At 37.3% G+C, this 14,937-nt stretch carries 10 protein-coding genes and 2 pseudogenes; 3 read left to right on the top strand and 9 right to left on the bottom strand.

The annotated features are described in order from the left end of the window. Positions 1-13: 13 nt before the first annotated feature. Together IGI89_RS05545 and IGI89_RS05540 are read right to left on the bottom strand one after the other, a co-directional pair. Entirely contained in the window at positions 14-1,309 is a 1,296-nt protein-coding gene (locus tag IGI89_RS05545; RefSeq protein ID WP_123834765.1) for an ABC transporter substrate-binding protein, read from the bottom strand. Continuing rightward, positions 1,306-4,353 (bottom strand): glycoside hydrolase family 2 TIM barrel-domain containing protein, encoded by a 3,048-nt coding sequence (locus tag IGI89_RS05540; protein ID WP_438735409.1) that lies wholly within the window; start codon positions 4,351-4,353, stop codon positions 1,306-1,308. Before IGI89_RS05540 ends, IGI89_RS05545 begins: the two co-directional genes overlap by 4 nt. A 735-nt stretch (positions 4,354-5,088) precedes the next feature. On the opposite strand from IGI89_RS05540, the pseudogene IGI89_RS05535 reads away from it, so the two are divergent. Continuing rightward, positions 5,089-5,217, top strand: a pseudogene (locus IGI89_RS05535) (helix-turn-helix transcriptional regulator); the annotation flags it as partial. On the opposite strand, the gene IGI89_RS05530 reads toward IGI89_RS05535, so the two are convergent. From IGI89_RS05530 to IGI89_RS05510, 5 genes are all read right to left on the bottom strand, one after another. Continuing rightward, positions 5,200-5,433 carry a helix-turn-helix domain-containing protein gene (locus IGI89_RS05530; protein WP_016621137.1) on the bottom strand — a complete coding sequence of 78 codons (234 nt, stop codon included), beginning with the start codon at positions 5,431-5,433 and terminating at the stop codon, positions 5,200-5,202. The pseudogene IGI89_RS05535 and the gene IGI89_RS05530 sit on opposite strands and share 18 nt — an antisense overlap. 554 nt (positions 5,434-5,987) lie before the next feature. Then, on the bottom strand, positions 5,988-7,544 hold the full coding sequence (locus IGI89_RS05525) for a hypothetical protein (RefSeq protein WP_429974938.1): 1,557 nt from the start codon (positions 7,542-7,544) through the stop codon (positions 5,988-5,990). A gap of 157 nt (positions 7,545-7,701) precedes the next feature. Continuing rightward, positions 7,702-8,907, bottom strand: coding sequence for a hypothetical protein (locus IGI89_RS05520; RefSeq protein WP_375820283.1), 1,206 nt, complete (start codon positions 8,905-8,907; stop codon positions 7,702-7,704). 1 nt (position 8,908) lies between these two features. Then, complete coding sequence (locus IGI89_RS05515) at positions 8,909-9,940, bottom strand: protein kinase domain-containing protein (RefSeq protein ID WP_375820285.1); 1,032 nt, start codon at positions 9,938-9,940, stop codon at positions 8,909-8,911. 21 nt (positions 9,941-9,961) lie between these two features. After that, positions 9,962-10,615, bottom strand: a complete 654-nt coding sequence (locus IGI89_RS05510; RefSeq protein WP_375820287.1) for a hypothetical protein — start codon at positions 10,613-10,615, stop codon at positions 9,962-9,964. Between the two features lie 823 nt (positions 10,616-11,438). Here IGI89_RS05510 and IGI89_RS05505 point away from each other — a divergent pair. After that, positions 11,439-12,441 (top strand): annotated as a pseudogene (locus tag IGI89_RS05505) (site-specific integrase); the annotation flags it as partial. Here the strand turns inward: IGI89_RS05505 and rpsI are convergent. Both rpsI and rplM read right to left on the bottom strand, forming a co-directional pair. Beyond that, the gene (rpsI, locus tag IGI89_RS05500) at positions 12,421-12,813 is read right to left on the bottom strand and encodes a 30S ribosomal protein S9 (protein WP_003128901.1); all 393 of its coding nucleotides are present in this window, start codon (positions 12,811-12,813) and stop codon (positions 12,421-12,423) included. The pseudogene IGI89_RS05505 and the gene rpsI sit on opposite strands and share 21 nt — an antisense overlap. A gap of 15 nt (positions 12,814-12,828) precedes the next feature. After that, positions 12,829-13,275, bottom strand: coding sequence for a 50S ribosomal protein L13 (gene rplM / locus IGI89_RS05495; RefSeq protein WP_301280258.1), 447 nt, complete (start codon positions 13,273-13,275; stop codon positions 12,829-12,831). 406 nt (positions 13,276-13,681) lie between these two features. Here rplM and IGI89_RS05490 point away from each other — a divergent pair, with 406 nt between their 5' ends. Further along, positions 13,682-14,896, top strand: a complete 1,215-nt coding sequence (locus IGI89_RS05490; RefSeq protein ID WP_438735408.1) for an argininosuccinate synthase — start codon at positions 13,682-13,684, stop codon at positions 14,894-14,896. Positions 14,897-14,937: the final 41 nt, after the last annotated feature.

Below are 14,937 nucleotides of genomic sequence, written 5' to 3'. Positions count from 1 at the left end.
CCCTCAGTCCGTATTAATTCAATTGATTGTCAGCAATCATTTGCGTATTTTTTAAGACTTCGTCCAAATCTGCTCCATTGACATAGTCCAAAAAGCCCTGATTCATGATGTCTTCCAACGCATAAGTGTTTTTCCCAAAGTTTACCGAAGGAATTTCATTTGCCCAGTTCATGAAATCTTGATAGATAGCCTGATCGTCGAAGAAAGGATCTGGTGCATGATACGCATCTCCTTGTGAAGCGGGAACGTAAGAACCGATTGCTCCGACGGTTTGAATCAGCTCTTCGTAAAAGGCGATATTTTTGCCGAATACGTCAGCAATATAGCTCAGGGCTTCTTCTTTCCCATCGATATCCAACACATAAATTGACGAACCTCCGAGATTGGTCGCATTGACAGAACCTTCGATCGATTCTTGCTTTGGTACTGGAACGACTGCCCAATCGCCACTTTGACTTTCTTCTGCTTTCACCGATGGCGTGATCCAGTTGCCTTGTAAAACGCCCGCTACTTCGCCGCTGTTAAAACCTGCTAGCATTTGGTCCCAGCCATTATGCGTTGTCATTACTCCTGAATCAAGCAGCATTTTCAAATCTTCAAGTCCTTGTTTCAAAGAAGGATTGCCGTCAATAAACGGCGTTTCACCATCCTCTGCGGTATACCAATAACCACTGGAATGCATCATCATTCGCAAATGTCCTAGATCATTCATATCGATGGACAGCAATGGTTTGCCAGTTGCTTCTTTCACACGGATCCCCAACTCGTTAAAGGTTTGCCAAGTGATATTGGTGAAATCTGACAGTTCCAAACCCGCTTCTTCAATGATCGATTTTCGCAAGTAAACGCCCGCTACTCCTGAATCAAACGGCATCCCATATTGCTCGCCATCGATCGAAGATACTTCGATTTTGTAATCCATAAAGTCGTCAACATTTATATACTCAGTCAATGGAACGAAATACTCTGGAAACACTTCTAAAAAATTACGGGCGCGAAAGTCTTCAATCAAGACGATATTGGGCAATCCTTGGGTACTGCCTGAACTAAAGATGGTATTCATTTTTTGTACGCTGTCTTGTTGGGAAATCTCGGTGACATTGATTTTGAAATCAGGGTTTTCTTCTTGATGGTATGATTCCGCCAACTCAAAGGCTGCGATATTGAATTTTGGGTCCCACGCCCAAATGGTGATTTCCTCTGCGCCGTTTTGATCGCCCCCCTCACGCTCTGGCGTATCGCTGCCATTCCCGCAAGCAGCTAAGCCTCCTAGTCCTATCATTGCCATACATAAAGCTATTTTTTTCATTTTTTTGCTCCTTCCACTTTTTTTTGATAATTCATCTGAAAATCAAAGGCAAATGCCTGATTTTGCAATAAATACTTTGGTAAAATGCCGGGACCGCAACTGGCACTTCCTAGTCCTTGCAGCCCATAGTCAATGTTGACGGCAACGGCGTCGCTGGTTTCTAATTGATTGGTATGGGTCGCTTGTTCCAAATTGTTCTGGGTGTAGTGATGCACACTAAAATTCAGCGATTTGCTGGAAATAGTCAGTCCCGCTCCGGAAGGCTTAGATAAACGGAAGAATTTGGTCTTCATGCGGTTGCCATTTTCTTGCGGCCGCACATACGGCGTGTGCATCTCTGGAACGGTTCTTTCCCACCAATCGAAAAACCCACTATGGCAACTATCAGGATAGGTTTCATGCGGCCCAAGTCCCAACCACTGCACATTCTGATGTTCTTTATCCATCATCAGCTGCACACCGATTCGCGGCAGGGTTTTCGGCCCATTGCCAAACGGAATTCCTTGGACTGCTACACGGATGTCACCTGCCAATGAAAGACGATACGTAAAGGACAATTCAATTCCCCAGTCGAGGGAAATAGGCATGCTGTTGCAGCGAATCTCGACTTTTATTTCATCAGGGTGCTGTTCATAGGTAAACGCGAGCACACGCTCCTTTAAGCGGCGAATGCGAAACACTTCCCATTCCTTGGCGATGCTTGCCGAACCAAATTCTTCACTGCCTAACAAGTCGTTGTCAGTCGGTGCCCGCCAAAAGTTCATTTCAAGCGGTTCAGTAAGCAAGGCTTGCCCTTCGATGAGCCACTGGCTCAAGGTACCTGTTTTCTTATGAAAAATATAGGTCTGCTCAGCCAAAGTAATCCTCAGTTCATTGGCCGTTTCTGAACAGTGAAAGGCATCCGCTTTGGGTATGTGTACGCTCTTTACTGGTTGATCAATAATGGCTTGTTCCCAAGCAACTGCGTGTTCTAGAGAAAAATCTGGCGCACTTTCTTCAAAGAAAAACAGCGTGACCACTGCCTGTGCTCTTCCTGCTAAGCTCAGCGTAGCTTCTTCTGGCAGGGAAATGGTTGTTTCTTCTTGAGGTGGAAGGTCAATTCTTGGTAGCTCTTGTAAGAAAATCACCTGATCGTCTTCTTTTATTTGCAGGACTGGCTGTAAAGACGCTAAATTTCGAAAATCGAAGCGGTTGGTGATGCGACAGGCCTGTTCTGAGAGCTGGAAAGTGATTTTGACAGGCTGAATCACTTTCTTATAATCGAACAATGCTGGCGATGGCGTACGATCTGGAAATAGCAATCCATCAATCACAAAGTTGCCATCATGGATTTCTTCTGCAAAATCACCGCCATACTTGTAGTACGTCTCACCAGAAACGTTGTCAATGCTCTTGATACCATGATCGATCCACTCCCAAATAAAGCCGCCTTGCAACCGAGGACAGCGATAAAACAATTCCAGATAATCACTCAATCCACCGGGACCATTGCCCATCGCATGACCATATTCACATAAAATATGTGGTTGTGTTAGTGAACGTTCCCCCTGTTCTGCCATTTCGCCAACAGATGTATACATAGTCGAAACGACATCAGATGCTTGGCACGCTTGCCACTCTCCCAAGGCTTTCAAGTGTCGTGCTTCTCCTTCATAATGAACCAGACGACTGGGATCTAATTTCTTGATCAGCTGCGCCATCTTCAAATGGTTTTCCCCATAGCCAGACTCATTTCCTAACGACCAGAAAATGATCGAAGGATGGTTTCTATTTTTTTCGACCATTCTTTTTGCTCGGTCTAAATACGTCGGCAACCATTCCTCACTACTGCTCAATTCATTGATTCTTTGGGTGATATCCATCCCATGGGTTTCAATGTCTGCTTCGTCAATGACGTACAGCCCATAACGATCACACAGGTGATAAAACTTTGTGTCTGCTGGGTAATGAGAACACCGTACAGCATTGATATTGAATGCTTTCATCATCTGCACATCTTGTTCCATCGTCTCAACCGTCAGACTTCTGCCAGACTCACAATGCCACTCATGGCGATTGACGCCCTTTAACACCACCCGCTTTCCATTGATTTGGAAAATACCGTCGGTTATGGAGATCTGTCTAAAGCCGACTTGGAACGGAATGACCTCCAACAGTTCCTCGCCTTGATACTGTTTCACCAGAAGATGGTATAGGTACGGTTCTTCTGCGTTCCAAGGAATTATCTCTTCAATGGTTGCAGAAATCGTCCAATTCGCTTTTGCTTCTCCTTGGGTTTTCTCAGCTTTCTTTAAAACGGTTACATTTTTTTGATCTAGCACTTCGATTTCTATCGTACGTTCTAACTGCTCTGGCGGTGCTTGCTGAAAGAAAAGCGAAACTTCCAAGATGCCATCTTTATATTGATTGCATAAATCTGCTTGGATCGTTACATTTTGAATCGACTGCGGCTTACGGGAAAACAAGTAGACTTCTCTAAAAATTCCGCCAAGCCACCACATATCTTGATCCTCGACATAGCTCATCGCGCTCCATTGCTTCACCTTTACACTAAGCACATTTTTGCCCTTTTGAAGATATGGTGTGATATCAAACTCAGAGACCAAGCGACTGCCAGTGCTGTAGCCGACATACTGATCATTGACATGCAGTTCAAACACCGATTCCACACCTTCAAAGTGAAGCACGTACTCAAGATCAATGTCCTCCACAATAAATGCTTTTCGATAAAAGGCGGTTGGATTCTCCATCGCAACAAATGGCGGATCAATTGGAAAAGGATACTGGACATTCGTATAGATCGGTTTTCCATGCCCTTGAAACTGCCAATGAGCAGGCACCTCGATTTTTTGATCATACACAACTTGACTTTCTGTCTCACCCAAATAAAAATCCCACAGACCATTTAATGACTGATACCCAAAAGATGCCTGTGGATCCCCTTGCATAGCTGCTGCGACCGTTTCATAACTAAAAAAACTGGTTCGAGGCGACAAGCGGTTTTCATGTAGTATTGCTGGATTGAATATTTTTTCTTGGAACATAGCTTCCTCCTGATGTGTTTTTCGTGCTTCGTTTGACAATCAACTGACTTCTCGTTATTTCTATTTCTTGGCATAGTGATATCATCTAATCCAAAATGAATTAAGCGCTGTCATAAAACCAAGTCAGAAATTTCTATCCGTGTGCATCTAATACCAAGCATATTTTTTCTGTACATCCACCTTAAAAACAACAGAACATCTTATAGACGAATAGAAACCGAGGCTTGCCGACACTCTGTTTTAGAATTGGAATGCGTCAATCTCCTGTTATTTTAACTTCCCCATTTGAAACACAAAAAAAGGATTGGACGACTGTCCAATCCTTTTGACATAGCGAAATAAGCATAAGGCATCCTGCATAAAATCCCAGAAAATCTGCTTTTCCTACTAGAAAAAGAACAGAATATTAGGTACAATAAACAGGTCGATACCTTAGGGTATTGACTATGGCAACTTGATTAGTCAGTTCGCGTGACTTTTCAAGGCCTCGTATTGGAGCGCCAACTCTGATACGGGGTGCCTTTTTTTATTCGGTTTCTATTCCCCTCTATTGTATAGAAACCCGTTTTGGAAAGCAAGACCAAATCTGAGGGAAATGATTTAATAACAGATTTGATTTATGGTTTTTTGATGTTTTCTTATGCTTTTTGATGGATAATGTAATCGGGTGTGTACAATTTGTTATTATGCTGTAATCTCTTTGACCGTATTAATATTATCATATGAGGTGATTTTGTGTATCATAGAATTCGCGACTTACGCGAAGACAAAGACTTGAATCAAGAACAACTTGCTAAACTACTGAATATCAGCCAAACCACTTACTCCCGCTATGAGTCAGGGAAATTAGACATTCCTACTCAACTTTAATATCCTCGAGATATCATCAATCTCCAACGCATCTGCTATCCTTTCAATGTGTTCTAAATAAATTTTTTGTCTTTTTCCATTTGCCAAATTGCTTAAATTTGATGGCTCAATTCCCGACAACCTTGCGAGTTCTCTTAAAGACATCTGACGTTCTGCTAATAAATCGTTGATTAGCACTTCCACTTTTCTATCACCTTCATTTTCGTTCATTTATATTTCCTCCTTGTGTTGTCTATATAAACATGGTATAGTACAATAATTTTAGATTGTTGTTCGTATAGACATGAAGTTTATAAATATAGAAGAAGGTACCCTTATGACATCGGAAAATGAAAATAAAGAATCAACCGATTAAAACCATTACTCAACAAGATAGCAATGCGCTATAAACAACACCTGAGCAATTTCGATCATGGTCATCGATGCTAGAGATATTAATCAAATTATTGGGTTGTAAAAAGGATTGAATAATAATGAAAAATTACTCAAACTTACCATTTGATACGAAAAAAGACACTCTCCAAATAGAGAGTGTCTCGAATCTTCGATAAAAAGATTAACGTTTTGAAAATTGAGAAGCTTTACGAGCTTTCTTAAGACCTGGTTCGATTGTTTCAATTATCAATGTACTTCAAAAGCCTTTAATATCAATCGTTACAGAATTATTTCTATTTAAAAGTTTTATTTAATTTCAAATAATTTGAAATTAATGGTGTCAACTTTTTAAACAAAAACATGCGAGCCGATTCATATATAACTATTCATTATGAATTTTTTTCTAATCTTTTAGGAATAGAGTCTATCGTCTTAATATTTGGTAACTCTCCCCACCCTACAGCATTACTACCTTTATAGTTATTCAGTGGAGTGAAACTGGACTGCTTTGCACCTATTAAATCAATCATTATCCTTAAAAATAGTTCCGACTCTTCTGTATAAGTTGTATTTTCAAGCATAGGTAGACTTGGAATTGAAAGGTAGAATGGTGTGCATCTATCAAATGTAAAAATATCTACATTCATTTTAGTGCTCTTAGCTGTGTATGAAAATCGAGAATGGTTTTCTAAATTAACATGATATGTTTGCCCTAGATTATTAAGGGCTAATTCAACTAAATTGTGAATAAAAAGACAATCACAAAAAGTACGAGACTCTTCCCAGAATTTCATATTTTGATAGGCTATCTGAATAAATTTTTGCGCCTTCTCATTTACACAATCAATCATGGGATTGTTTTTTATTTGTATACCTACTGTAATTGCTTGTTTATGCGTATATTTCTTCCCATTGGCAACAGTTGTATATTTATTATATATCCTACTTTCAGGAAGATTTTCAGCTAATCTCTGAATAAAATAATAGTCATTGGACTCAACATAAGGTCCAGTCTCATATTGAGCATATTCATTGATGAATGGTTTTTCATTTATATAATCTTTTAATTTAGCATTTTCAAAAATTTGATTTCTAGCAACATCATCATTTATTATACAATAAATTGGTGAAACATTCGCTGCATAAATCATTGGATAGAATGTACAAAAAGATGAATAAGCGGCATCAAAGTTTTGTCTAATTTGTTCCTTAAATTGTTCTTGGCTAATAAATTCTCCAGCAGTAGAATAAAAGCTGCCTGGGTTCTCTGTCTCACCCCTTAAATCTTCTTCTTGATAAGAAAAATCATAAAAAAAGTCACTTACTGTTAAAACATCTTTATCTGCAATTTCATTTGGAGTTGGAAAATTAGTTATCAATATCCCAAGGTCTGTCAAGTAATTGTTATCAAAAATACTATGAAGCGTATCAAGGGGAGTTTCCTTTGAAAACAAAGGTTTAGTAAAATCCAAGTATATAATATCAAATTGAATTTTTAACAACTTTAGTACATTTGTTAATTGACCCTTAAAAATTTTTAAGTTTGGAATATAATTATCTTTCAAGCTTTGTAAAGCTTGATTGTAAGATGACGAGTCTGATTCTACTGCCCAAATATTTTCAAGTTTAATCCCATATTTTAGCATTATATTCAAATCATTTTCAGGTTCTGGACCACAAAGATATACTATTTTTAAATCTGCCGATGTCTTTTTTTGATATAAAGATTCAGAAAATTGCATCCATTCATTAATGTAATTTCCATTGATATAACCTAATGTCTTTGACTTGATTCCAAAATCATAAATAAAATAGTTCCATAAATCCCTAACTCTATCTTCACGAAGAATCTTTGAAGTATTTCTATATACCGTAAGTGAGTAAATTGCATTTCTCCATAACTCATCTCTAGAATTCTTTTTTTCATTTTGTTTGTATGTTTGCATAATAACAAAATCCTCCAACAACATAATAAGAGTATATACAAATCATTTAATTAGATAGCCTACACCTTCATGTTTTCGATTCAACCAAAGACCTTAAATATTGAAATAGCTGCTTCATAAGCACCAAGAGTAATTCTTTCAAAAATACGAATTTAATCTATACTATTAAAGCATTTGATTTAAAGACATCAATTGCATCTAACCAAGTAACTAAATGTTTAGATGTAGATTTAATACGTGTAGCTGCCTCTTTTTCACCATCTTGTTCCAGCAAGTCAATTACTTTCTTATAAAGTTCAATTGCATTCTTTATTATCTCTCTCATGAAATTAATTCTATTAGAAATATCACCAGATTTTTTCATTTTATCCAAAATTATTGATATACTTTCCCAATATTGATGCTCTAAATCAACAAATGACAAAGAATCTGGATCTTGTTGAAACAAGTCATCATATTTTGATCCACTTAAAATATCTTCATAATCTATCATTTCTGTATCTAGCATTATTTTTAAATCATCAAACATAATATAACTTAATAATGGAGTACTGGTATATCTCTTTTTTCTTCTTCCAAAAGTATCTGATAAATCAAAGCGATTTTTTTGAAATTTTCTCAATGTGTTAAACCATCCAGAAGCCACAAATTCACAATCTAGAACTGAAAATAAAATTGAATTCATAAATGTATAGCCTACTATTATTTTAAATCCTATTTTTTTCAATCTATAAATAGTATACAAAATATTCCCTAGACATGAAGAATCCATTTCTTCATAATTGTTCTCAGTATTATTGTCGTGACAAAGGGTCATATATATAAAATCTTTATGTTCAACGCTATCTTCGAGCTCATCTATAAGTTCATCAACATTTGCTTTATTAGAAAAAAACGAAGTATGAACTAACAAAGATAAGGCATATCTATTAAATTCAAACTTTTCTACACAATAATTATACATTTCAATCGAATAATCAAAATGCCAATCAATATTATCAATATAAAAACCTGGTGTAATTAAAGTACTTGAAAGTGATTGTGTCTTTTCTGCATGCATTTCTATATAGTCAAGGATATTAGAGTTCTTTTTTCGCCAATCTCTTCGGGCAATATTAGATGGATAGACTGAGATATCGCTAAGTTTTTTTAAAACTGTTGGTTCGAATGTAGAAAAATAGAATTGAGGATCTAAAAAGGTATTTTTAAAATTTAATCCATCTGTTTTTGCTACGTACGTAATAATAGAATCAATTTTTTCATCATTAGGAGAAAAAATTGCCCCTTTCAAATTCCCATCTAAGATACCATCGGTTATCTTTTGTCCTTTAGCTGCACCATGCTGTGCTAATAATTCAGTCATATTATATCACCCTCTCTTTCAAGCTATTTAATGATATTATAAACGAATCTACAGAATCAAATCTTAATTCATCTTCTATCTGCAATAATTTTTTTATTATGAGTAATAGCCTTGAAGTAAATTCATTCTCTTCCACATTATCATAGTAATCATCTTCTATTTCTCTATCAAATTTTTTTAATAACTCATTATGTGGGGCATGTGCTTTTCCCTCATCAAAAATTATTTTTTTTAAAGGGTTGTAACCAATTACCATTTCCAATGAAGTTATACCAATAGCATATAAGTCACTTTTAAATGTAGCCATTTTCGCATTGCCAAAATATTGTTCTGGCGATGCATAAAGCCTTTTCCCCAAAATCATTCTTGATTGTGTAGCTGGACTATCATCAGACAGCTTCACCATCCCTGGATCAATTACAATATAATCATCTAGCTTACACATAACATTGTCTGGAGAAATATCTCTATGCACAATCCCATTTGAGCTTAGTTTTTCTACGACTTTACCCAGTTGTTGTAAAAAATCAAAAGCTTTTTCAGCTTTGTCAATATCATCAGAAAATGGCAATTTATTCTCCAAAGTTACACCATTTACATATTCTTCAATTAAAAAACCATAAAATGAATTATTTAACTTCAATTCATTTACTGCGTTAACTACGTTAGGAAAACATTCTAAATTAGACATTTGGCATACTTGTACATAACGTTTAAAACAGCGTTGCTGAAATAAGATATAATCAATAATCAAATCAATTCCATACGAAACACAATCAATACCCTCTAGTGAATCTATGTTTTCTAATAAATCATCTAAATTTTCAAAAGAACCTAAACTTTGGATATTCATTTCTCTTTTTAAATCAACTAAATAGTCAAAAAATTTGGCAATGTAAATTGGTTCATCTGAAGAATTATATATTGTAAATGTATCGGATTGTCCTCTTTTTTTATTTTTTGAAAACTTCCATGTTTCCGACTGATTAGAGATCCTTTTTAAATTCGATTCGATAACATCTTCAAAAGTCATACCTGCCCCCTATTATAAAATTTAATTACTTACTTTATTTACTTTCGCAAGACTTAAAAGCCTTATGTGATTTCTCATTTTTTCAGACTTAGTAGCTTTTAGGAGCGTAACAATCTTTGTATTGGATACACCTATTAACCCAATACCATTGTTTAACATAAGAGTTTCTTTCTTCATTAGCAGTCTATTTGCTATATCAATTGGGAACACTAGATAACTATAGTCCACATACTCTTTGTTACTTTTTGCTTGATAAAAAGCTTTATTAAAATCTGTTAACTTAGCTTCGTAACCAGTAACAACAGTTTTTGGAAAAACAAACTTTACCTTCCTAAGATAACATCCATTTTCATTTTTCACTATTAGCTCTACATTTAAAAGATCGTATAATGTATGTTCAATAGTAGATTTACTCAAGCCCAAACCTTTAATTAATGTACCTTTCGATATAGGTCGTTCATTTTTTATTTTAGTGAAAATTAAAGCAGCAGCTGGTTTAGACAAAATCTCTATTTGATTACTTGAGAATGGTAGATTACTATTTTTTATACTTACTACATCTATGTTACCAAAACGAATCGGTAATTCAGTCACAAGCACCTCTAATTCACTTTTTTTATAAAGCGAAACAAATGAATCTACTAACTTAGATTCTAATTTAAAAATCGTGTTCATGTTCCCCATTCCTTCTATTTTGTCATTAAACCAATTATAGCACATCAGATTATCCACTCAAAACTTTCTTACTGAGAAGCCTTTTAAATCAATCGTTAAGACAATCGAGTAGAGGGAGAAGTTATCTAACTTCCCGCCCCTCTCACACCACCGTACAAGCCGTTCGGCATACGGCGGTTCAATTTATATTTCAGTGTGTACATACTCGTTTCTCCCTTCCTTTCACGTGGCGAAAGATCGTTCTCTTTTGATTATTCTTTGAGATACGCTCATACCTTCATCATTAACACATTCAGAACCATATCTTTCGTGCATTCATGGTGTAGAAACACTATAAATTGTTCAGTCCTTCATGGAAAAAAAATTCCCCACTACTATGACCTCGGCTGACTTCTCACGATAAACCTTTTTCGACCGATTTTCTTATTAGGGGACTCCTCAATCGTTCGTGAGACCTCCCAGGGTAAGACAGCTAACTTTCCTCTTTTACTCGCCTGATTTACCCGATAAGTTTACGCACATCTTTTGGACTTTGGTTTGTTATGGAACCTCATCCACTTACCGAGCCTTGGTATCAGATTTCTGTTCGTCGAGCCAAGAATTTGATACACGCTTCCTTCAGCCACACCCTCACGAGTGCCACCTTGCGTTTCTCTAGCGATTGGTCGATGTGTACCCTCGCAGTGGACTTTCACCACCTAGCTAGCCGCCTTGCCTGGCGCACATATCAAAAAAGTTGCTCTAATGAGCACCTACTATTATTTATTAAAAACCAACGTAATAATTACTTGTAAACTCTCCAACAGAAAATGATGCACTATTTCTACCAATGTTTGGCAGATATACCTTAAATTATCTCAACCAAAATAAAGCACTGGTTTTACAACTCATGACAAAAAAGGCTGCTGAATATGCAAACTTTAAAACATTAAGAAGTTATGTAAATTCGATTTTTGACTGGGCTGAGGAATTAGAATACATTGAGCGGAACAAGCTTGAAAAGTCCTTAAAACGCATTAAAGCGACCAAAAAGAACCAATTAAAGCAAGCTAGAAAAGAAGAAGATTTATATTTGTCATTTGAACAATTACAGGTGTGGCTTATCACTGTTCATGAAGATTGGCAAAATGAACTTCTATCCTTTCAAGACTATATTCTTTTCCAGACAACCTTTTTCTTATCTGATCGCAAATCTGAAACTTACGCCTTAAAATGGAAGCATATTGATTTTTCAAAATCACAAATTTCTATTGGCAAAGCATTAGACAAGTTTGGTAACGAGAAAAATACAAAGGGAAACAAAACAACCATTTTTCATATTCCCATTGAGCTGAAAGAATTATTACTTGAATGGAAAAAACAACAACAAATAGAACTAGCTCAGTTTGATATTAAACAAACAGAAGAACAGCTTGTTTTCACATTTAATGATCGTAAAGGCAATATCAAACAACCACTTCATACCGACTATCTAAACTATCGAATGAAATCTATCGAACGCAGACATAAAAACCTAGCGCATGCAACACCTCATAAATTGAGACACACTGGAGCAACTTTAGCTAGACAGTCTGGCATTTCTTTAGAGCAGATTTCAGAAGCGCTCACACATAGCGATACCACAATTACAAAAACTTATGTAAACACACCAAACGTCATAAAAATGCCCGTTGGTGAGATTGCTTATCGCAAACTAGCTCAAAATGGTACTGTCCTGAATGGTGTCAATAGTGGTGTCAACAATGAAAAAAGACGCTTCACAAACTAAGTTGCGAAACGTCTTGATTGTTGATATAAAGCGAATATTAACGCTTAGAGAATTGTGAAGCTTTACGAGCTTTCTTAAGACCTGGTTTTTTACGTTCAACCATACGTGCGTCACGAGTAAGTAAGCCAGCACGTTTAAGAGCTAAACGGAAATCAGGATCAACTTGTAACAATGCACGTGCGATACCGTGACGGATTGCACCTGATTGTCCAGCATATCCACCACCATTTACGTTTACAAAAACATCGTATGAACCTTTAGTTTCTGTAACGCCGAATGGTTGGTTGATTACTTCACGCAAGTCTGCGTGTGGGATGTATTCTTCAACATCTTTTTTGTTAACAGTAATTTTACCAGTACCTGGTACTAAACGTACGCGGGCTACTGCATTTTTACGACGGCCAGTGCCGATATATTGAGCTTGTGCCAATGAAATTCCCTCCTATTAGATTAAGTTTGTGATGTCCAATACTTCTGGTTGTTGTGCAGCATGTGGGTGTTCAGCGCCAGCATAAACATGAAGTTTCATTCCTTGTTTACGGCCTAAAGTGTTTTTAGGAAGCATGCCTTTTACAGAAGTTTCGATCAAACGACGAGAATTTTTAGCACGTAATTCTCCAGCAGAGACTGATTTCAATCCTCCTGGGAAGTTTGAGTGACGGTAATAAATTTTATCGCTTGCTTTGTTACCTGTTAATTTGATTTTTTCTGCATTAATGACGATTACGAAATCGCCTGTATCCACATGAGGTGTGAATGTTGGTTTATTTTTACCACGTAAGACAGATGCTACTACTGCTGAAAGACGACCCATAGGAACATCTGTTGCATCTACTACGTACCATTTACGTTCTACTTCGCCTGGTTTGGCCATATATGTTGTACGCACAATTTTTTCCTCCAATTCAATTTCACGAATGTTTGACATACACTTGAGTTTCCGGGGCTCTTGTGGGGCAAACAATACCATATAACATAATACCTTCTATAAAGCCTAATGTCAACGTAATTCCGCCTCTTTTTGAAAATTTTCTCCATTCGTTTTCTGCCATTTTCTCTGAAAAACGAAACTTGTTGTTGCAGGTTTCTAAAACTGAATACCATAATGAATATTATGTATAAAATTTCATTAACAAAGTGAGCATCCACTTCTTTTCCTTAACCATCGATAATAGTATAAAAACCTGATAATCGCCACTTTTATGTATAAATATTTAATTTCACCCTTGATTTATTATTTTTATTCTGATAAGATAGCTTCAATCACTTGAAAACACGCGGAAAAGGAGTTAATAAGTATGAAAGAAAAAGTAATATTGGCCTATTCTGGAGGATTAGATACCTCCGTTTCAATTAAATGGTTAACGGACCAAGGATTTGATGTGGTGGCTTGCTGCCTAGACATCGGTGAAGGTCGCGACACCCAATCCATTAAAGACAAAGCTTTGGCAGTTGGCGCGATTGAATCTTATGCCATCGATGCCCGCGAAGAATTCGCCCAAGATTTTGCTTTGATCGCTTTACAAGGCAATACTTTTTATGAAAATTCTTATCCTCTTGTTTCCGCTTTGTCTCGTCCATTGATCGCCAAGAAATTGGTGGAGTTGGCATTAGCGACTGGCGCAACGACCGTCGCCCACGGCTGTACCGGCAAAGGCAACGACCAAGTTCGGTTTGAAGTAGCGATCGCTGCTTTAGCGCCTCACTTGAAAGTCATCGCGCCGGTTCGGGAATGGAAATGGTCCCGAGAAGAAGAGATTGCCTATGCGGCTGAAAAAGGGGTGCCGATTCCCGCTGATTTGGACAATCCGTATTCCATCGACCAAAACTTGTGGGGACGTGCTTGTGAGTGCGGCGTCTTAGAAGACCCTTGGGCAACACCGCCAAAAGGAGCCTACGCCATCACGCAAGAATTGGAAGATACTCCTGACGTACCAACGATCGTTGAGATCACCTTTGATCAAGGGGTACCGACGGCCATTGATGGCGAAACGATGAATCTAGCAGAATTGATCATGAAACTGAACCGAATGGCTGGCGAGCATGGCGTTGGTCGGATCGACCATATCGAAAATCGTCTAGTGGGAATCAAATCACGGGAAGTTTATGAATGTCCGGGAGCGATCGCTTTGATGACGGCTCATAAAGAATTGGAAGATTTGGTCTTTGTACGGGAATTGGCGCATTTCAAACCAATTATCGAGCAGCAATTAGCGCAAGTCATCTATGACGGCTTATGGTTCAATCCATTGACGGAAGCCTTGATTACCTTCTTGAAAAGCACGCAAGTCTACGTCAACGGGATCGTGCGTTTGAAATTGTTCAAAGGCAATGTCATTTGTGAAGGACGGAAATCTGAAAACAGCTTGTACGATGAAAACTTAGCAACGTATACTTCTGCAGATACCTTTGATCAGCATGCGGCTATCGGCTTCATCAAATTATGGGGACTGCCAAGCAAAGTGCACGCTGAGATCCAAGCACAACAGCAACTAACAGAAACATTGATTTAAGTATGCACGGCTGAAGCTGCCGCTTCAGCCGTAATCTTTTT

Source organism: Enterococcus sp. AZ141 (assembly GCF_051714385.1).
GTDB lineage: Bacteria > Bacillota > Bacilli > Lactobacillales > Enterococcaceae > Enterococcus_D > Enterococcus_D entomosocium.
This window is presented reverse-complemented; position numbering and strand designations above follow the sequence as displayed.